The organism is Bradyrhizobium sp. UFLA05-109 (assembly GCF_054185165.1).
Genome location: NZ_JBBIAR010000021.1, coordinates 21,655 through 41,885, shown reverse-complemented (window position 1 = coordinate 41,885; position 20,231 = coordinate 21,655). Strand labels below are relative to the sequence as shown.

14 protein-coding genes, 1 tRNA gene and 1 pseudogene are annotated in these 20,231 nt (G+C 62.2%); 12 read left to right on the top strand and 4 right to left on the bottom strand.

Going from position 1 to position 20,231, the window contains the following annotated elements:
• Positions 1 to 378: 378 nt before the first annotated feature.
• Entirely contained in the window at positions 379 to 1,278 is a 900-nt protein-coding gene (gene rpoH / locus Q3C01_RS17160) for an RNA polymerase sigma factor RpoH (RefSeq protein ID WP_458146499.1), read from the bottom strand.
• A gap of 216 nt (positions 1,279 to 1,494) precedes the next feature.
• Positions 1,495 to 2,502 (bottom strand): RluA family pseudouridine synthase, encoded by a 1,008-nt coding sequence (locus Q3C01_RS17155; RefSeq protein WP_458146498.1) that lies wholly within the window; start codon positions 2,500 to 2,502, stop codon positions 1,495 to 1,497.
• Here Q3C01_RS17155 and Q3C01_RS17150 point away from each other — a divergent pair.
• The 4 genes from Q3C01_RS17150 to Q3C01_RS17135 all read left to right on the top strand — a co-directional run bounded on the left by Q3C01_RS17150 (position 2,501) and on the right by Q3C01_RS17135 (position 7,220).
• Entirely contained in the window at positions 2,501 to 2,842 is a 342-nt protein-coding gene (locus tag Q3C01_RS17150; RefSeq protein ID WP_458146497.1) for a hypothetical protein, read from the top strand. The two genes, Q3C01_RS17155 and Q3C01_RS17150, sit on opposite strands and share 2 nt — an antisense overlap.
• A gap of 281 nt (positions 2,843 to 3,123) precedes the next feature.
• Positions 3,124 to 3,198: transfer RNA gene (locus tag Q3C01_RS17145), tRNA-Glu, on the top strand.
• A 458-nt stretch (positions 3,199 to 3,656) separates the two neighbouring features.
• Positions 3,657 to 5,432, top strand: a complete 1,776-nt coding sequence (locus Q3C01_RS17140; RefSeq protein ID WP_458146496.1) for an adenylate/guanylate cyclase domain-containing protein — start codon at positions 3,657 to 3,659, stop codon at positions 5,430 to 5,432.
• 21 nt (positions 5,433 to 5,453) lie between these two features.
• Positions 5,454 to 7,220 (top strand): adenylate/guanylate cyclase domain-containing protein, encoded by a 1,767-nt coding sequence (locus Q3C01_RS17135; RefSeq protein ID WP_458146495.1) that lies wholly within the window; start codon positions 5,454 to 5,456, stop codon positions 7,218 to 7,220.
• Positions 7,221 to 7,499: 279 nt separating this feature from the next.
• Here the strand turns inward: Q3C01_RS17135 and Q3C01_RS17130 are convergent, their stop codons facing one another.
• Positions 7,500 to 8,171 (bottom strand): recombinase family protein, encoded by a 672-nt coding sequence (locus tag Q3C01_RS17130; protein ID WP_458146494.1) that lies wholly within the window; start codon positions 8,169 to 8,171, stop codon positions 7,500 to 7,502.
• Between the two features lie 186 nt (positions 8,172 to 8,357).
• Here Q3C01_RS17130 and Q3C01_RS17125 point away from each other — a divergent pair, with 186 nt between their 5' ends.
• Genes Q3C01_RS17125 through Q3C01_RS17115 form a run of 3 tightly spaced genes read left to right on the top strand, consistent with a single transcriptional unit; the run spans position 8,358 to position 10,559 of the window.
• Complete coding sequence (locus Q3C01_RS17125) at positions 8,358 to 9,698, top strand: metallophosphoesterase family protein (protein WP_458146493.1); 1,341 nt, start codon at positions 8,358 to 8,360, stop codon at positions 9,696 to 9,698.
• Between the two features lie 31 nt (positions 9,699 to 9,729).
• Entirely contained in the window at positions 9,730 to 10,194 is a 465-nt protein-coding gene (locus Q3C01_RS17120) for a hypothetical protein (RefSeq protein ID WP_458146492.1), read from the top strand.
• 41 nt (positions 10,195 to 10,235) lie between these two features.
• Complete coding sequence (locus tag Q3C01_RS17115) at positions 10,236 to 10,559, top strand: hypothetical protein (RefSeq protein ID WP_458146491.1); 324 nt, start codon at positions 10,236 to 10,238, stop codon at positions 10,557 to 10,559.
• 294 nt (positions 10,560 to 10,853) lie between these two features.
• Here the strand turns inward: Q3C01_RS17115 and Q3C01_RS17110 are convergent, their stop codons facing one another.
• The gene (locus Q3C01_RS17110; RefSeq protein ID WP_458146490.1) at positions 10,854 to 11,321 is read right to left on the bottom strand and encodes a DUF8168 domain-containing protein; all 468 of its coding nucleotides are present in this window, start codon (positions 11,319 to 11,321) and stop codon (positions 10,854 to 10,856) included.
• Between the two features lie 709 nt (positions 11,322 to 12,030).
• On the opposite strand from Q3C01_RS17110, the gene Q3C01_RS17105 reads away from it, so the two are divergent.
• From Q3C01_RS17105 to Q3C01_RS17085, 5 genes and pseudogenes are all read left to right on the top strand, one after another.
• Entirely contained in the window at positions 12,031 to 15,234 is a 3,204-nt protein-coding gene (locus tag Q3C01_RS17105) for an autotransporter outer membrane beta-barrel domain-containing protein (protein ID WP_458146489.1), read from the top strand.
• A gap of 459 nt (positions 15,235 to 15,693) precedes the next feature.
• Positions 15,694 to 16,173: pseudogene (locus tag Q3C01_RS17100) on the top strand (hypothetical protein); the annotation flags it as partial.
• A 15-nt stretch (positions 16,174 to 16,188) separates the two neighbouring features.
• Entirely contained in the window at positions 16,189 to 16,881 is a 693-nt protein-coding gene (locus Q3C01_RS17095; protein WP_458146582.1) for a YadA-like family protein, read from the top strand.
• On the top strand, positions 16,878 to 17,456 hold the full coding sequence (locus Q3C01_RS17090) for a hypothetical protein (RefSeq protein WP_458146488.1): 579 nt from the start codon (positions 16,878 to 16,880) through the stop codon (positions 17,454 to 17,456). The genes Q3C01_RS17095 and Q3C01_RS17090 overlap by 4 nt, the downstream gene beginning before the upstream one ends.
• Before the next feature lie 194 nt (positions 17,457 to 17,650).
• Entirely contained in the window at positions 17,651 to 20,056 is a 2,406-nt protein-coding gene (locus Q3C01_RS17085; protein ID WP_458146487.1) for an autotransporter outer membrane beta-barrel domain-containing protein, read from the top strand.
• Positions 20,057 to 20,231: the final 175 nt, after the last annotated feature.

The following is a 20,231-nucleotide window of genomic DNA, read 5'->3' as shown; positions in this document are numbered from 1 at the left end:
GCGACAAGCGTGGTTGATTGGGAATGATTGACTGGAGAGCGTTCATCACGCTCTCGACGTCTCCTCGCTCGACTATCGCCGTTCTCGATTCTCGTCGAGCTCCGGAGCGTTTGCTCGAATTGCGGACACGCTCGCGCAATAGTTTCGCGCGTCTTATTGATCGCAATCACCGCTGTCATCGCCCGGCTTGACCGGGCGATTCCAGTACGCCGAGACGGTCGTGGTCCAATCGACAAGCCGCGGCGTACTGATGCCCCGGTCAAGCCGGGGCATGACACCGCGAGGCTGGTTGCGTTCCGGCAAACAAAAAAGCCGGCGTTGCCGCCGGCTTTTCAGTCTCTTCGATCCGCCAATTGTTGGCGCTGGAAAATCTCGCGCTTAGTGCGCGGCTTCCAGCGCTGCTTGTTCCTGCTTCGCGATCGTGCCTTTGACCGCGGCCTGCACCTTCTCGAAGGCGCGGACCTCGATCTGGCGGACGCGCTCGCGCGACACGCCGAACTCGGCTGCGAGGTCTTCCAGCGTCATCGGCTCGTCCGCAAGGCGCCGCGCCTCGAAGATGCGACGTTCACGCGGGTTGAGCACGCCCATGGCGCCATGCAGGGCGTCACGGCGATGATCGTATTCCTCGTGCTCGGCCATCAAGGCTTCCTGGTTGGGCGAGGTATCGACCAGCCAGTCCTGCCATTCGCCGGCCTCGCCGTCGTCGCGGATCGGTGCGTTCAGCGACGCGTCGCCGCCGAGACGGCGGTTCATGTCGATGACGTCCTGATCGGTGACGCCGAGGCGGCTTGCGATCAGCTTCACCTGGTCGGGATGCAGATCACCCTCGTCCAGTGCTGAAATCTTGCTCTTCGCCTTGCGCAGGTTGAAGAACAGCTTCTTCTGGTTCGCGGTGGTGCCCATCTTCACGAGCGACCACGAACGCAGGATGTACTCTTGAATCGACGCCTTGATCCACCACATGGCGTAGGTGGCGAGACGGAAGCCCTTCTCGGGCTCGAATCGCTTCACAGCCTGCATCAGGCCGACATTGCCTTCCGAGACGACCTCGGAGATCGGCAGGCCGTAGCCGCGGTAGCCCATGGCGATCTTGGCCACGAGGCGGAGGTGGCTGGTGACGAGTTGATGCGCCGCGTCCCGATCGTCATGCTCGCGCCAACGCTTGGCGAGCATGTACTCCTGCTGGGGTTCCAGCATGGGAAATTTGCGGATCTCGGCGAGGTAACGGGAAAGGCCGGACTCTCCATTCAGAACCGGCAACGTGGCTGCGCGGGCCATACTTGCGCCCTCCAAAGGTTCAGGCCCCCGATAGCGGCGGGCCAGGCAGACGACCGCTTGGTTAAAGCCGGCCGGGCTGCGATGTTCCGCGTCGATCTTTCAACGCAGGCGCAATATACCCCATGGGGGGTCATTTAGGGAAGGATTGTTGACGTCACGTCCCCGTGTGGCTGCCATAACTTTTTGTAATGTAAAGCTTTTCCTAAGTGGCCTGCGTCATAGCGCCGCTTTTAGTCTCCCCTCCAGGAGAAGCAAATCCTCCGGCAAAGGCTGTTCCCAGTGGAGGAGTTCTCCGCTTCGCGGGTGCTCGATTACCAGCAGATAAGCGTGCAGGGCCTGCCGGCCAAGGGCGGCGAGGGCGCCTTGCGATTCTGGCCCGAGCTGGTTCGCCTTGGTCTTGAAGTGGGGGCCGTAGACGGCATCCCCCAGCAGCGGGTGACCGATATGGGACAGGTGGACGCGGATCTGGTGGGTGCGCCCGGTCTCGAGCTCGCAGGCGAGCAGCGAGGCCACAGGCTCGCCGTCGCGCCCGGCAAAGCTCTCCATGATTTCCCAATGCGTCACCGCCGTGCGGCCGCTCTGCCTCACGGCCATCTTCTCCCGCGCATGCGGGTGACGGTCGATCGGCGCATCGACCGTACCGCGCTGCCGGTTCGGCACGCCCCAGGCAAAGGCGAGATAGCCGCGCCGCATCTCGCCGGTGCGGCCGTGGTCGGCGAATTGCGCCGACAGTGACTGGTGGGCGAGGTCGTTCTTGGCGACCACCATCAGGCCGGTCGTGTCCTTGTCCAGCCGGTGCACGATGCCTGGCCGGCGTACCCCGCCGATACCGGACAGCGAGGTACCGCAATGGGCGATCAGCGCGTTCACCAGCGTGCCTGTCTCGTGGCCGGCGGCCGGGTGCACGACGAGGCCCGCCGGCTTGATGATGACGATGATGTCGTCGTCCTCGAACACGATATCGAGCGCGATATCCTCAGCCATGGGCTCGGCGGGGGCAGCCTCCGGCACGTCGATTATGATCGTATCGCCTGATGCGACGTGGTAAGCGGGGTCGCGGACCGCGGCGGACTTCAGGCTCACCGCGCCCGCCAGAATCAGGGTTTTCAGCCTTGATCGCGACAGGTCCGGCAGGCGCGCGGCGAGCACCCGGTCGAGCCGGGCCGAACCCTCGTCGCCGGTGACGACAACCTCCATCCTTTGCGCTGACCCAGAGCCCTGCATGACGACCGAAACCGCTGTTCCCGAACCGACCTCCGAGCAAGCCGCGCTGTTCGCGCGGGTGCGGCGGATGATGCTGATCGCGGGGTTGACCACGGCGCTGGCGATCTGCGCCGTCCTGATCGCGGTGGGCTACCGCCTTTTCAAGTCCGAGGGAAGGGCGGTCGAGGCGCTGAGCGACGTCACCGCCACCCTGCCGAAGGGCGCGAAGATCATCTCGACCGCGGTCGCCGGCGACCGCGTGCTGGTGACGCTCGATGTCGGCGGGGTCACCGAAATCCGCACCTTCGACGCACACACGCTGAAGCCGGCAGGACGGCTGAAATTTGCCAACGAGCCGTAAGGGGGGGCTCGCGGCATTTCCGTCTAAGGCGGGCTCAGAAGCGACCTCATCCCCAGATCGTCGTCCCGGGGCGCGCGACGCGCGAGCTCGGGACCCATAGCCCCAGGATTGAATTGGTTAAGCCAGATCGTTGCCCCGAATTTGCCTCAACAATCACCATTCGGGGCAATGGGCGTTCGCCATGACGACCCGACAAAGACGACCCGACAAATGAGCACTGTCGATCCGTACCGATCGAGGCTTGCCGCCGGCGGAATTCGCGGCTATGTCCTGTCCCTCACGCTCCCTTCGTCTAGCGGTTAGGACGCGGCCCTCTCAAGGCTGAAACAGGGGTTCGATTCCCCTAGGGAGCGCCAGCGGCAAGTTCGACCTAGTGATCAACATGAAGACTGCCAAAGCGCTCGGTCTCACCGTGCCGCCCTCGTTGCTCGTCCGGGCTACCGAGGTGATCGAATGAGGTCAGCTTCTGGGCCATCGCGACACTTCGTTGCGAAGGGGAGTTGGTCGCGACTGCGGGCGTCGATCAACGCTCCGGTGTGTAGTAACACCATGCTGCCGTAACCTCGGCTGCGGCCGCCTCCTTTAGGTCGACCATTTGAAGCCGAGGGGCGTGGTCGCGCTCGCAGGGGTCCAGTGGGCGCGGAGAGGCTCATCTTTGACGGCCCCAAGGCTTCCCCGCGTGGGGGCCGTGTCCGATGCCCAGAATGCCACCGCCTCAAGCACCGCAGCGGTCATGGGCATCTGTGGACCGCGAGAACCCTTGCCCCCCGGCTCCACCTTCGTACAAGATGCCGCGTTAGGAGCAGGCTTGACCATGAAGCCAGCACAACCACCTCCTCGGGTCGGACGCAGGTTAGCAGCCATAGTCGCAGCCGACGTGGCGGGCTACTCGCGGCTCATGGGCCTCGACGAGGTCGGCACCGCTCGGACGCTTCGTGAACACCGCAAGGTTACCGACGCTCTCGTGGCAAAACACGGGGGTCGTCTCGTGAAGACCACGGGGGATGGGGTGCTGCTAGAGTTCCCCTCGGTGGTCGATGCAGTCGAATGCGCCGTGGCGGTGCAGGCCCTGATGGCCGAGCGCAACCAAGGTATCCCGCAGGATCGGCGGATGCTGTTTCGGATCGGGATTAACCTCGGAGACATCCTGATCGAGGGCGAAGACATTCTCGGGGACGGCGTCAACATCGCTGCGAGGCTTGAGGGTATCGCTGAGCCGGGGGGCATCTGCCTCTCATCTTCAGCCTACGATCAGGTGCGCGGCAAGGTCGCAGTCGAGTTCGCCGAGCTTGGTGAGCAGAAGCTCAAGAACATCGCCCTTCCGATACACGCCTATGCGGTTGGTGTGGGCGCGCATTTTGACCGAATTGTACCGCCGCTATCTTCCGCCCCGCGCTTGTCCATAGTGGTGCTGCCTTTCGCAAATATCGGCGGCGATCCCGAGCAAGACTATTTCGTTGACGGTGTGACCGAGAGCCTGACCACGGACTTGTCGCGTATCAGCGGCTCGTTCGTCATTGCTCACAGCACGGCGCTCACCTTCAAGGGCAAGGCCGTTGACGTGAAGCAAATCGGGCGCGAGTTGAACGTCCGGTACGTTCTTGAAGGTTCGATGCAACGTGGTGGTAACCGGCTTCGGGTGAATGTGCAGCTGATCGCTGCCGAGACTGGAAATCACCTTTGGGCCGAGCGCTTCGACAAGCCCGTCGCCGACCTCTTCGATATGCAGGACGAAATTGTATCGCGGCTCGCCAATACGCTGAACTCGCAATTGATTGCGGTCGAAGCGCGGCGAGCGGAGCATTCACCGCATCCCGACGCGACTGACTTGTGTTTCCAAGGCGCCGCTTGGCTCAACATGGGCCGAGCAATCGAAATCATGGCGCAAGCGCGCGGCTTCTATGAACGGGCTTTGGCACTCGAACCGGGAAATGTTGAGGCGCTGGTCGGCACAGCGTGGGTTAATTTTGCAATTGGCACCAACTTGTTCCCCGACGATCGGATAGAACGTGTTGCCGCAGCCGAGGCGACCGTCACAAAGGCGCTGTCCTTGGCACCGAACCATCCCATAGCTCATTTCGTCCTGGGCGCCGTGCAAATTTATACGAACCGCGCGGCTCAAGGCATCGCAGAATGCGAGCGGGCGTTGGCGCTGGATCGGAATTTGGCCCGAGCGCACGCGAACATCGGGACTGCGAAGTTTTTTCTCGGTCGGGGCGGGGAAACCGAAGCCCATATGGAGCAAGCGCTCCGTCTCTCTCCACGAGATACAGGCGTCTATATCTGGAGTTTGTTTATCGGCCTCGCCAAATTTTGGCAGGGCGCCGACGCCGAAGCGCGTGTTTGGCTGCGCCGCAGCCTTGAGGCCAACCGCAATTATCCTATGGCGCATTTCTATCTCGCGGCCGCCTTGGCGCTTGTCGGTGAGCTGGATGAGGCTCGGGCTACCGCGCAGGCGGGCCTTGCGCTCAATCCGAGTTTCAGTATCCGCCGCTATCGCACCAACAGCCCAAGCAACCACCCCGTATATCTCGCGGGACGCGAGCGCGTCTATGAGGGCCTGCGGCTAGCGGGGGTGCCGGAAGGGTGAGGGCTTAGGGATTAGGCACGCATGTCAGACCCTATCGCGGTCAGCCGACGCCTCGTCGCAGTCTTCGCAGCGGATGTCGAGGGCTACAGCCGTCTCATGGGCATCGATGAGATCGGCACGCTCAAGGGCCTGACCGAACGTCGCGCGATCCTCGACAGGCTCATTGGGGAACATGGGGGTCGTATAGCGAACACGGCGGGCGATAGTGTCCTTGCGGAGTTCGGGAGTGCTGTGGAAGCAGTGCATTGCGCGGTGGAGGCGCAGGCTGCTCTCGGGGAGGCGAACTCCAGTCTCCCGGCAGACAAGCGCATCAGCTTCCGCATTGGTATCCACGTCGGTGACGTGATGGTGCGCGCGGGTGATCTGTTCGGAGACGGAGTGAACATCGCGGCGCGCTTGCAGGCCCTGGCGCAGCCGGGTGGCGTTTGCGTTTGTGGGACGACCTATGAGCAGGTCAGGAAGGTTTTGCCGGTTGCCTTCACTGACATGGGCCTGCAGCAGGTCAAGAATATCGAAGACCCGATCAGGGCCTACGCCGCTCGCGAGCTTGCCGAAGCCATTCGCAGTGCTGCAGTTGCCGAGGATAGACCACTTCCGCTACCCGACAAGCCTTCCATTGCCGTGCTGCCGTTTGAAAACATGTCCGGTGATCCCGAGCAGGAGTACTTTGCGGACGGGATGGTTGAGGAAATCATTACGGCGCTCAGCCGGTTTCATTGGCTGTTCGTAATCGCGCGTAACTCGAGCTTCACCTTCAAGGGCAGAGCCGTCGATATCAAGGAAGTCGGGCGCAGGCTTGGCGTGCGCTACGTCCTTGAGGGTTCTGTGCGCAAGGCGGCCGGTAAAGTCCGGATCACCGGGCAGCTGATTGATGCGGTAACAGGCGCGCACATTTGGGTGGACAGGTTCGAGCGTGACCTGACGGATGTTTTCGCTCTGCAGGACGAAGTCACGCTCGCCGTTGTCTCGGCCATTCAGCCAAAATTGCTTCAAACGGAAATGGCAATGGCGGCGCGGCGGCGACCGGAGAACCTGACTTCCTATGACTATTATCTCCGGGCTATGCAGCAGTTCTCCTTAGCTACCCCCGAACCATTGGCCGAGGCGCTAAGGCTGGCTCATCGCGCCTTGGAGCTGGACCCTCGGTTCGGGTTGGTCGCGGCGCTGGCAGCGGGTTGTCACCATCTCAACATCCAACTCGGCTATGCCGTCGATCTTCAATTCGAGCGCAAGGAAGCAGTTCGGCTTTTTCGCCTGGCATTGAGCGTCGACGACAGTGACCCAGACATCTTGGCATGGGCTGCCATAGTCTCGGCGTTCACGGTCGGAGATAGTGAGAGTGAGATCGAGATGGCCGACCGGGCGGTCGCACTCAACCCCAATTCATTTCACGCATGGAACTGCAGAGGCCATGTCTATAGGGTCGCGGGGCTGCTGGAGGAAGCGGTCCCAAGCTTTGAGCGCGCCGTGCGCGTAAGCCCGGTAGACCCGTGGCTACAGTATTCGTTTGCTGGGATAGGGTACGCCTCTATTGAGCTTCGCCGCTTTGACGAGGCCATCGCCGCGGGGAAAAAAGCCCTGCGTCTGAACCGCTCTCATCCGGGAGCTTGCTGCGTTCTCGCATCCGCCTTCGCCCATCTCGGACGTGACGACGAGACGCGTGAAGCGGCGGCGCGTCTGCTTGAGGTCAATCCCGCCTTTACAATATCTTCGTGGATCGCTCGCGGCGGGCGATCAAATGCGAAGTTGATGACCGAGGGTCTTCGGAAAGCAGGGTTGCCCGAATGAACCCAGTGCATCGCCTCGTTCCCTGTGGCGAACACGCGGCCCTGTGAACCTCGGCGGCGGCGCAACCCTTTAAGTCGAGCATTTGAAATCGGGGCGTGTGCTCGGCGGCATCATTTTGTGTGGCCCGTGAGAATACTGCAGCCGTAAGCTCGGCGGAGGCGGCAGCAGCCTTTAAGTCGAGCATTTGAAGTCGAGGGGTGGGGGTCGTCCAAATAGGGGCCCGGTGAGCGATAGGGGACCCGTAGGAATTCAGCGGGGTGCCGGGGGCCCTCGGGTCTCTCAGGCTCGTTCGAGGATGTTAGCTACTGACTGTGCATACCAATGCCCGCCGCGAGCCGTTGGTATCCCTCGGGCGTTCAACGCGTCAGCAATCTGCCGCAGCGTGCTTGCGCCAGCCTTTTGTGCCTCACGGATAATAGGGAGGACATTCGCAGCGTATCGGTCAGCCCCGGACTTCACGGCTTCCAACGCGCTCCTGCGGGCCACGTGGAGCTTCGGGTTGCCCAGAGTGGCACCACGGGCCTTAGCGGCTGAGAGTGCTTGCCGGGTGCGCGTAGAGATGAGGGCGCGTTCCTTCTCGGCTAACGCGGCGAAGAGGTGCAGCACGAATGGGTCTACGTCAGGCCCAAGTTCGGCAACCAGGAAGGGCACCTTGTGAGCCATCAGGCCGGAGATGAAGTGAACATCGCGGCTGAGGCGGTCGAGCTTCGCGACCCCGACGTGACACCGGAGTTTCCGTGCTGCCGCGAGCGCGGCCTTGAGCTGCGGCCTGCGATCTAGCGCATCGGAGCCCTTGCCGGTCTCCACCTCCACAAACTCGCGGACTACTTCGTACCCCTCGGCAGCCGCGAAGTGGGCGAGGGCGTGGCGTTGGGCCTCAATGCCGAGACCCGAGCGGCCCTGAGCTGACGTGGATACGCGGATGTAGGTGATAAGCGGTGTGCCGTGCATGGCCGAGGCCCTCCAGATCAAGGCTGTAAAGAACCTTATTGTCCGTTTAGGTATTATACAAGGCCAAATGGCTGGCCCAAGAGGGCTTGATATGCATCAAGAGAGCTCGGTAGTTCGCCGATACCTCTTACGAGGCCGCGAATAGTGCAGTGGTGCACTCCTTCCCTCGATCATTGGGTTATCGCCATGCCATCCCTCCTGCCTAACGATCCAAATCGTCGCCTTGTGCTCGGCGCTCTCGCAACCCTGCCGGTACTCTCTGTGCCGCTCGCTCAAGATGTGCTGGCGCAAGCAACGACCGCGCAAGCACAGTCTGCCGAAGGGGCGGGGTTTTCGTTCGCTGCCGTCGGTGATACCCGACCGATGATGTACCTCCCGTTGAAAGAAGGGCAGCCGGACCTCAACAAGTTCTTTGTTGAGATGTTTGGGCTGGTCATGCCGGAAAAGGTTGCAGAGGCCGTGGTGGCGAGGGATGTGAAAATGATCTTCGATCCCGTCACAAAGGAATTGATCAAGGTGGTCATGCCGTTCGCGTCCAAAACGGAGGTCATGACCCTGACGGTGGATAACGGTTGGGTAACTGAGGCGTCCGTTGAAGACTTGAAGCTGCTGCCTGGCGTGCACCGGACCATGTTCCGGCTTCAGGGCGGTGAATGGGTTACCCGTGAAATCGTGAAGGACGTTCAATCCGGTCGAGCCAAATTCGTGGTCAATAGCGGTGACGCCGTATGGTGGGGCAATCAGGGCTTAACCGTCAGTGACAGCCCATATTGGAAGCGTGTGAACGATACGATGTTGAAGAAGCTGCCCCCACCAGATGATGAGATGCGTGCGGCCGGGTTGGATGGGCGATTTTTCATGAGCGTGGGCAATCATGAGGTATGGGCCGATCCGAAAATCGAGGGCGTTCTTTCGGCGGTGCCCTATCTAAAGAAGCTCGGTGTCACGCCGGAAAACCTCATCTACAAATTCGACTTTAAGGGCACCCGGTTCATCTATCTGTGGAGCGGCAAGTACGACTATCGGTCGCCCTCGCTATGGGACGCTGATCGGCCGAAGTATGCCGAGCAGATGACGCAACTTAAGACGTGGATGGACGAGGCGAAGACGAATGGAGTTCGGAAAGTCTTTATCATCTTCCATTATCCGGTCTTTGCGCGCTCGGGCCTCGGACCTATCCCGGCTCCCGATAACCCGCACAAGGTGATTGCGTCGTATGCCAAAGACATGGAGGTGGTCGTGCTGAACGGGCACGTCCACACCACGGAAATCTATAATGTAGATGGGGTGAAGTATCTGATGCTCGGTGGTGGGGGCGCGGAACAAGACCCGATCCTTCCCGGTCGCACGAGCATCAAGGTGCCCGCTGACTATCCGCCGGACCTCTACTGGAAGGGACAGTCTCCAAAAGAGGAGTACAATTACGTGCTTGTCGATGTCCAACCCGGCCAGACGACGAAATTCACCCTCAATCGGTTCCGGCCGTGGTCGGCAGAGCCATTCGGGACGGAGGAGCTTTTCCAGTGAAGCCGTCAGGACCGATTGCGGGAGCGCGGTCTTGCCTACCGCACTTCTGATCATCCACGGCTTGGTCGCCGTCGCGTTGCTTGGTGCAATTACACACCAGACCTTGGCGACGTGGGCAACCGCTGGCGCTCGGCCCAGTTCATTTTTTGGCCGCTTTCGTTCGGTGCGTTCAAGCTCCTTCGCTAACGCCGTGGTCGTTCTTTTTGCGGTCTCCACTCTGCTGGGTGGAATTGTGTATCTGTACTTTCGTGTTGAAGTTAGGCCTGAGTTAGAACGCGCCGGTCATTGGCACGTCCTTGGCTTCTTCGACCTCAAGGAACATTTCGCCGCTATTGGGTTGGCGTTGCTGCCCGCCTATTGGGTTTGCTGGCGACGCCCGAACGACAACGAGCCCACCCAGACGCGTACCATGCTCACCTCGCTCCTTGCCTTCATCGTCTGGTGGGGCTTCCTTACCGGCCACGTCGTGAACAACATCAAAGGTTTCGGCTCGTGACATCATCGGTCGCGTTGCGCCGTTTTGCATTTGCGTTCGGCATGTCGTTCGCTGTCCTCTACGTGATAGCAATCGCCAAGGACCTCGCGTTGTTCACCGTTTTTCCGTCGCTGGGTATAGTGCTCCTGGGTACGCATCACACGCGAGACATCGCCGATCCCGCGATGGGCTTTCTTGCTCCTGCGATGTACTGGTACGGCTGGGCCGCGTCGGCCGCACTTGGAGCCCTCGTGCTCGCCCTTGTTACCGCAATGTTTCCGGTGCGCTGGAACCAAACGCTTGGCTGGTCAGGTTGGGTGTGGCTGGTTCCGGTCCTCTCGATGACTGCGTGCGTCTATCTCACCTTGCCTTGGTTTCGACTTTAGCCGCTGAGTGTCCGAGCTTCACTCGTACAAAAGATGCTGCAAAGACCGATCCTGGCGAGCAAATAAGCTAGTTTATCAAGGCCGAAACTGAGCGGCGCGGCCCCACAGGCGCTGCGTTGCGGGTGGTAGCAAATGGTGGTAGCAATCAATCAGCAGCGAAGCTGATTTGTGCTTGTTTTCAGTAGTCTCCTGAGTTGCCCTTCGTCTCCCCTAGGGAGCGCCATTTCCAGAATTCATCATTGTCGTTGCATCGGAATTTGTCCTTTTTGTCCCACCCACTTCAAGGTGGGACGGTCACTGTTCTGGTTTCGGCCCTGCTCGCTGAACTCTCCAGCCCCCTAACGGTTTTTGGTCGTTCCTCTGGAGATACACGAGAAATCGACGAGTCATTTCGTCGGCGATCTTAAACACCAACACGCGCTCGGAATCGGTCATCGCGCTCGGCTTCCCGTGACGAGGAAGATCAGCATGCGCCTTAACCGCGTCGATCGCTTCGCGACTAACACGCAGCCTCTCTCGAAGTTTTGGCCACGCTACCTTGTCGTTTTCGTCGTCGGTGTCCTTTACGAATTGCATCATCGCTTCGATGGCGCGGTAACAATAAAAGCCCGTGCCGACCGGAAACCGCATCGCGTTGGTGAAATCAGCTAGCACCAGTTGTGCTTCGGGGTTTGCCCCGACGGCTAACAGAATCGAGGTGTCGATCGCTGGAGGCGTGGCTTCTCGGTCCCTACTCAATGCCGGAATGTCGATGCCAAACACCCTCCAAGCTCGATCGCTTTGACAGACTGCGGATTTGATCTCTGTAAGCGCGGTCGTAGCCAATGAGGTTAGTGAGGATTTCTGCTTGAGAGGTCGCGACGTTCCGCAGCGCATCAACGTCAACTCCCTCATTCTCAACGCTCAAATCGATAACGATTTGGCCCGCATGAATTCGCACTGCGAACTCATAGTCGCCCACCGCCCCACTCTTCGCTTTCCCCGACAATCTCGTTGGGCAAGGTGATGGGTATTCTTTCTGGATGTACGACGCCAAAGAAAGTCCAAACGTTGCTCATTTAAGCCTCGCGATCGCTCGATCCGCACTGCGTTGGTATAGCGATCAACCTCTTCCGTGAAGGGTTTCGGATACCGACCGCCGTTTGCCGCGTTGCAATGGGCAGCGACTGTATTCGCAGCAGGCCGCTCCAAGGTTCAGCGGTTCATCCAATTTGCAAGCGTGGAGTCAGCTCGCGAACTTGTATCCCGGCAAAGCCTCTCGCCGATGTTGCCGGACTGCATCGCACCGAAAAAAGACGGCTGAATGATCGCGGGGGTCCAAACGTTGTTCGCCCCAGTCCAAGCGGATCTGCCGCCCCTGGGTTATCTGGTCGGCGAAGCAAGACGGATTCTAGGGCTGCCATCTGTTCGAGCCCCGAAAACGGCAAGTTGCGACTTGCTCGGCAATCGCAGAGACAGGAAACAGAACGGGATGCAAATCGTTGAGCGAGCGGGCGATGCTGAGCGCCGAGCCGAGCCCTCACAGGTATCGCACAGCCGGCATCAGGCGCTCGCTTGTCACACCGGCCAGCGCGGATCGCTCCGCGGCGATCTGCTCATCACCACATTGATCGCCGCGCTTGGATTGGCGCTGACGACGACTTCATCTCGGGCTCAAAACTGGACTGGTGCTGCCGGAACCACTGACTGGAATACTGCTGGCAACTGGGACAACAACGCTGTCCCGAACGGAACGACGGACGCGAATATCGATACTATCACTCCCAATCCGACCGCGATTACTATAGCTGGCGCGGCTGTGAACAGTGTCGCGGTCGGCGTTAACGGCAGCGGCATGCTGACAATCTCAGGCAACGGCACATTGGTGAGCAGCAGCAGCACCGCTTGGAACTTCATCGGCTACAATGCCAACTCGATCGGCACGGTGACGGTCACCGGCTCGTCTGGTGCTACCCATTCGTCCTGGACGATTAATAACGCTCTCATAGTTGGCAACTCCGCCACCGGCACGCCGTCCCAGAGCGGCGGCACGTTGACAATCAGCAACGGCGGCACAGTCACCAACGTCGACGCCGCGATTGGCTACAATACCGGCGCGACCGGCACCGCAACCGTCGATGGCACCGGCTCGTCCTGGACCAGTTCCGGCAATTTCGCTGTCGGCTATTCCGGTGCCGGCACGCTGCGGATCAGCAATGGCGGTACAGTCACCAGCGCAACAGCCACCAGCACCGGCGCCTACATCGGCTACAATGCCGGCTCGACCGGCAGCGTGACCGTCGATGGCACCGGCTCGTCCTGGACCAATTCCGGTTATCTCTTTGTCGGCGTTTCCGGCACCGGCGCGCTGACGATCAAGAACGGCGGCACAGTCACCAGCCGCAGCGCCGCGATCGGCTACAACTCGACCGGGAGCGCGACGGTCGATGGCTCGTCCTGGACAGATTCCGGCAATCTCTTTGTCGGCTATAACAGTACCGGTAAGGGGACGCTGACGATCAGTAACGGAGGCACGGTGACCGATGTCCAAGGCATTATCGGCTGGAACTCGGCAGGCCCAAACAATGTAAGCGTCACCGGCGCTGGCTCGACCTGGACCAGTTCCAGCAATCTCGCAGTCGGCCAAACCGGGACCGGCACGCTGATGGTCGGCAACGGCGGCGCGGTGATCAGCAACCTCGGCTTGATAGGCAACAATTCCGGCTCGACCGGTTTCGCGACAGTTGATGGCCTTGGCTCGTCCTGGACCTCCAGCAATCTCGCCGTCGGCAATGACGGCACCGGCACCCTGACCATCTCCAACGGCGGCACCGTCAATGCTGGCGGAACCATGTCTATCGCGAATGGCGCCGGCTCGACCGGAACGCTGAACATCGGCGCGGCCGCCGGTCAGGCTCCGACGGGCGCGGGCACGCTCAATGCGCCGCTCGTCACCTTCGGGGCCGGCACCGGGATGATCAACTTCAACCATACCGATCCCGCCTACACGTTTGCCTCGACCATTCAGGGGTTCGGCACGCTCAATCAGCTTGCCGGCAACACGATCCTGACCGCCGATTCCAGCGGCTTCACCGGTCCAACCAACATCACCGGCGGCCGGCTGGCCGTGAACGGCTCGATCGCCAATTCGCTGGTCACGGTGTCGAACGGCGGCATTCTCGGCGGCAACGGCACGGTCGGCAGTGTTGTGGCCAGCGCCGGCGGCATCATCGCGCCGGGCAACTCGATCGGCACACTGACGATCAACGGCAACCTCTCGCAGGCATCAGGCTCGATCTATCAGGTTGAACTGACCTCGACGGGCCAGAATGACCGGATCAATGCCACGGGCACAGCCACAATCGCCAATGGTGCGACGCTCAATGTCGTGAAGCTCGACGCCGCTCCCTATGTGATCGGCACGCATTACACCGTGCTACAGGCTAATGGCGGCGTCAGCGGCACCTATACGCTGACCGGCGACACGAAGCTCTCCACCTTCATCGGCTTGGTCGATCACTACGACCCCACGCACGTCTATCTCGACGTGGTGCAGACCAAATCGTTCGCTTCGATCGGCCTGACCCCAAACCAGAAGGCTGCGGGCGCTGGTGCCGAAAGCCTCGGCACGGGCAATCCGATCTACACCGCCATCGCCTGGCTTCCGACCGATGGCGCGGCACAACACGCCTTCGACCAGCTTTCCGGCGAGATCCATGCCTCGGCGAAGACGGCGCTGGTCGAGGACAGCCGCTTCGTGCGCGATGCGATGAACGACCGCCTGCGCTCCGCCTTCGATGCGGTCGGCGCGGTGAGCACGCCAGTGATGAGCTACGCGTCGGGCGGTCCGGAATATGTTCCCGCCACCACCGACCGCTTTGCCCTGTGGGGACGTGCCTTCGGATCATGGGGCCATACCGAGAGTGACGGCAATGCGGCGCGGCTGAACCGCTCGACCGGCGGCATTTTCGTCGGCGGCGATGGTCGGGTCCTCGATACCTGGCGCCTCGGCCTGCTCGGCGGCTACAGCCAGACCAACTTCAACGTTCGCGACCGGGCTTCATCCGGGACGAGCGACAACTACCACCTCGGCCTCTATGGCGGTACGGAGTGGGGCAATCTCGCCTTCCGCACGGGTGCTGCCTATACATGGCACAATCTCTCCACCAGCCGCTTCGTCACCTTCCCCGGCTTCTCCGACAGCCTGGCAGGCAAATACGACGCCGGCACCGTGCAGGCCTTCGGCGAACTGGCCTACGGGATGCGCGCCGGCACGTTCGGCTTCGAGCCCTTCGCCAATCTGGCCTATGTGGACCTTCACACTGACGGCTTCCGCGAGACGGGGCACGCGGCGGCGCTATCCAACAACGGCGGTTCGTCCGATGCGACCTTCTCGACGCTGGGTCTGCGCACCTCGACCAGCTTCATGCTGGGCGGTGTCAACGCCACGGCGAGGGGCACGCTCGGCTGGCGGCACGCTTTCGGCGACGTGACGCCGCTCTCGACCGTTGCCCTCGCAGGCGGTGCGCCATTCACGATCGCTGGCGTGCCGATCGCGAAGAACTCGGCCGTGGTGGAAGCAGGTCTCGATTTCGCCATCGCGCCCAGCGCCACGCTCGGCGTGTCCTATAGCGGGCAGTTCGCCTCCAGCGTCTCCGACCAGTCCGTCCGCGCCAACTTCAACTGGAAGTTCTAAGTACGCAAGAGAGTGTAAGCCATTTAAACGAGCAGGTCCGCCGCATCCACGCGGTGGACGATATTGCGGGGCGGCAAGGTTGTGGCCGAAGAAGATGCTCCGGCGCTTGGACGAAAGATGCAGGTTGAGCGAGCTTTCCAACGGCGCGATCTCGGACTTCATCGTCACCAGCTAAGCAAGGTCGTGGCAAAGTTGAACGCACGCTTGCCGTGTCAAGTTGGCAGGCCAAAAGTCAGGCTCACACGCCTGCGCGATGACCAAGGATTGGTCAGTCTGCTGCCGGCGCGACAACGCGAAGAGACACCCCGTCCTCCGAATGGTGGCCGCAGCGCCACAGCAGCTCATGATTTCGCGTTAGTTCCGCAGGGCTCAATACGTGGTGCTGTGTAGCCCAAGACAATGACCGGTCCTCGGGGCAATTTGCCTGGCGATATGTCGCTTGCGGGGAAGGGTTAAGCAATGAGATTGTCGCTCTGGGTATGCGCGGTCAGCGCGCGTATCGTCTTCGACGCACGCCGGGCGCACAGACGAATTGTCTCTGAAGGCCGCACATCACCCGCCGGCAATGCGCCAGGTTCCCGGCACAAGCGGCTCATCCCTCTCACGGTCACATGTGCTCTGCTGGCCGTCCCACTGCTCCTGCCCTCGGCAGCACGAGCGGTCGAATGCAGCAATGGTGGGGCCGGGACAAATCCGGCGGGGAATGACGGTGGCAGTCAGTACAGTACTGTCTGCGGGGATTCTGCTGTAGCGACTGGTCTCTCCAGTTCGGCATATGGTCGAAGAAGCAGCGCCACCGGGGAAGGTAGCGTAGCGATCGGTGCCTCCAGCTCCGCGAGCAAGCTGGATAGCGTGGCGGTTGGCCCCGCCAGCATGGCGAGCGGAAGCGTAAGCACGGCTGTAGGCTACACCAGCACCGCCAGCGGCGACTTTAGCACCGCTATCGGCGGGGCCATGGCGAGCGGCATTGCCGGCGCGGCTGTAGGCAGCAACAGTCAGGCCAGCGGCGACTATAGCACCGCCAGCGGCACCGGCAGCACCGCGAGTGGCACAGGAAGCACCGCGAGCGGCTACAATAGCAGCGCGATTGGCGACTATAGCACCGCGAACGGCACCAACAGCACGGCGTCTGGCAACAGCGCCACGGCGGTTGGTTCTGGAGCGACCGCGGCGTACAGCAATTCGGCGGCCTTTGGCGCGGGCGCGACCGCGACTGCGGCCAACCAGGTCGCCATCGGCACCGCGTCGAACACCTACAAGCTCTCCGGCCTCACCTCGGCGGCGAGCCTTGCAGCGCAAAGCGGGCCGGTTTCGCTGGTGACGACGGACGTGGCGGGGCATCTGGCGGCGACGACCATCACGATGCCGGACATTTCCGGACTGCAGTCCAGCGTCAACGTCCTGCAACATCAGATGCGGCAGTCGTTCGAGGGCACCGCGATCGCGATTTCGATGGGCGGCACCGCGCTGCCGGCCGACAAGCGATTTGCCATCTCCACCAACTGGGGCAATTTTCGCGGCCAGAACGCCGGCAGCGTCGTCGCGCAAATGCGCCTGACGGATTATGCGGTGGTGAACGTCGGCGTCGGCGCCGGCTTTGATCAGGGCGGCATCGGCAGCAGGGCAGGCGTCACGTTCGCGTGGTGAGGCGGCCTCTCCCTACACTCACTGCTCTTTATGTTGCTGTGCTGGCCGTCCTGGTCGCGTTAGGCGGCTGCGCTGGTGCGCGCGCCGAGGCGCCGCCGAGGCCTGCGCAAATTGACCGCAATGGCGTGCTGATCCTGATCCGCACCGCATTGATCGCGCTCGACCAGGCCAACAAGACCGGCAACTACACTGTGCTGCGCGAGCTCGGCGCGCCCGCCTTCCAGGTCAACAGCGCCGAGAAGCTCGCGGAGATTTTTGCGAAGGAGCGCAGCGACCATCTCGATCTCTCGGGCGTCGCCGCGATTGAACCGCAGCTCACGCTGCTGCCGCAGATCGAGGCCAACGGCCTGATGCGCATGGCCGGCTTCTTTCCCTCCGTGCCGCAGCAGCTCAGCTTCGACCTGCTCTATGCGCCGGTGAACGGTCAATGGCGCCTGTTCGGCATCTCGGTGAAGATCGGGTCGGCAGTGCCCGCAGCACCAGATCCTCCCGCCGCGCCACCGCCTGCCGCCGGCAAATCGCCGGCATCGAGTGCAAGCCAGAAGGCGCCATCGACGACAGCCGGAAAGCCCTAGATGGCCTTGAGCGGCTTTGGGAGCAGGTCGAAACCCCCGTGCTCCGAATGGTGGCCGCAGCGCCACATCCGCTCACGAACCGGCGCTGGTTCCTTAGGGCTCAATGCAGCGTGCTGTCCAGCCCAAGACACCGGCCGATAGTCGGGTCAATTTGTCTGACGATTGCGGCTTCGGCCTGTGAGGATTCGGGGTAAATGATGAAAGTGACTGTTGGCGCGGCGCGGATGACGACGGTGCGTGCGCTGAAGGGGGCTCCCAAGGGGCGGCCCGAGCGATCCCTGGCGCTTGCGGCGCCGCTGATGCTGTCGGCCGCCGCTGCCGTGATTCCGACGGGGCCTGCGGCCGCCGACTGCGTGCAGGCAGGCAATGTCGTGACCTGCAGCGGTGCGACCAGCGCCGGCTTCGGCACGGGCGTGGAAGACAACCTTGCGATAGCGGTTCAGCCGGGTGCCTCGATCACCGTCGGTGCTACGCAGAACGGGTTCTATGTCGACAGTGGCAACACCGTGCTCAACAGCGGCACGATTAGCGCTGGAAACGGTGGCGCTGGTATCCAGGGGTTTGCCAACAACACCTTCACCAACGCCGGCACGATAACTTCGACGGCGAATGCTATCGGCATCGTCCTTAACGGTGACGGCAACACCGCCATCAATACCGGCACGATCACCCTGACCGGTTCAGCCTCCGCCACCGGCCTCGATGCCGGCATCGTCAGTAACGGCGCCGGCAACACCATCCAAAATTCCGGCGTCATCACCGTCGGCAGCAGCGCTAGTAACCTAGGCTGGGGCGTGATGCTGAACAACAACGACAAGCTCACCAATACCGGCACGATTTCGGCGATTGGCGGCGTCGGTTTGTTCGGTAGCGTCGGCGTCGGTTTGTTCGGTAACGGCAATACCATCATCAACGGCGGCACGATCAGGGGCGGTTCCAACGGCTTTGCGCTGCTTACCCCCTTCAATTCGACGACGGGGACCACCATCAACAACAGTGGCACGTTGGACGGCAAGTTGTTCTTGATCGGATCAAACACTGCATTGACCAATGCTGGCCTGCTCACCATCACCGATCCGGCGACGGCGCTGAATCCATCGAACCTCGCTATCAGCGGCACATTCACCCAGACGGCGCAGGGCACGCTGGCACTGCGCGTCGACAATGCCGGCAACCATGACGGGCTGGCTGCGGATAGTGTCAATCTCAATGGCACGCTACGTGCCGTGCTGCAGCCGGGGCTGTATCAGCGGACGACCACCTATACGACTGTGCTCGTGAGCCAAACGGCCATCGCTGGCCAGTTCTCGAATGCGACCTCGTCGTCGGCATTCTTCGACGCCGTGGCGACGTACAACGCCAACACCGTCGACCTGACGCTGACCCGCCTGGGCTTCGGCGCCGTCGCCGGCGAGACCGCCAACCAGCGCGCCGTCGGCAACGCGCTTGAAGCGGGCTATTCGACCGCGCTGACGGGCGGCGCGGCGACGTTCTATACCCGCCTGCTGCAGGCGGCTTCTGTCCGCGTGCTCGACCAGCTCTCAGGCGAGGGCACCAGCGGGACCCAGAACACCGCGTTCGCTGCGGGTTCGATGTTCGGCCAGACCATGGACGGCCAGATGGCGGCTTGGCGCGCCGGCAATCGCGGCGACGCGACCGTCGGCATGGCGCTCGGTTACGCCGAGCAACGGCCGAATGGACCGATGTCGGCCTTCAACGCGGTGAAGGCGCCTGTGATGGCGCAGCCGGAATGGCATGCCTGGGGTGCGGGATTTGGTGCGGGACAATCCTTGTCGGGTGATGCGACGACCGGCAGTGCCGGCTTCAGCGATCGGGTCGCGGGCGGCGCGATCGGCGTCGATCGTCTGTTCAACCCGGACCTCCTCGTCGGTGTCGCCGCCGGCGGTTCGAGCGCGACGTTCTCAGCCAGTGACCGCGCCACGTCGGGCCGTCTCGACGGCGCGCATGTCGGTGGCTATGCGATGCAGAAATTCGGCGCGAGCTATGTGTCGGGGCAAATCGCCTACAGCCATTTCGACAACACGACGACGCGCACGATTAGTGGCGTCGGTCCGGACGAGACCGCCAAGGGCGCGTTCGGCAGCAATCAGTTGGGCGCGCGGTTCGAGATCGGCCACTCCTACGCCCTCAATTCGTTTACGGTGACGCCGTTCGCGGCGGTGCAGGCCGCGCGGTTGTGGCAGGCGGCCTATACCGAAACCAGCACCGCAGGCGGCGCGCCCGGCGTGCTCGCCTTGAGCTATGCTTCGCGCGACATCTCGTCCCTGCCGACGTTCCTCGGCGCCAAATTCGACAGTCGGTTCTATTTCGGCAACGGCATGGTGTGGACACCGTTTGCGCAGGCCGCCTGGGTGCACGAGTTCGAGCCGACGCGCGCGGTCACGGCGTCGCTGACCACCTTCGCCCTGCCGGCCTTCACGGTCGAAGGTGCGCGCGCGGCTGCCGACGCCGGGCGCCTGGAGCTCGGATCGCGCCTTACGCTGAACCGCACGTGGGAATTGTCCGGGCAGTTCACCGGCGAATTCTCCGGCGCCGGCCAGAGCTATGCCGGCATGGGGGCGCTGCGCGCGAGCTGGTAGCGAGAGCCGGCGTCGGGGGCGCTTGTCGAACTTGCATCGCCACGGCGAAGACCAACGAGCTCATCTCGTGGGGTCGCCGCGGCCGATCATTATTTGCGGACGGCTTGAACCACTCTCGGTGGGAACCGACCAAATCCGTGCCGTAACGGAATGATGCGGCCGCGTCGCGGCGGCC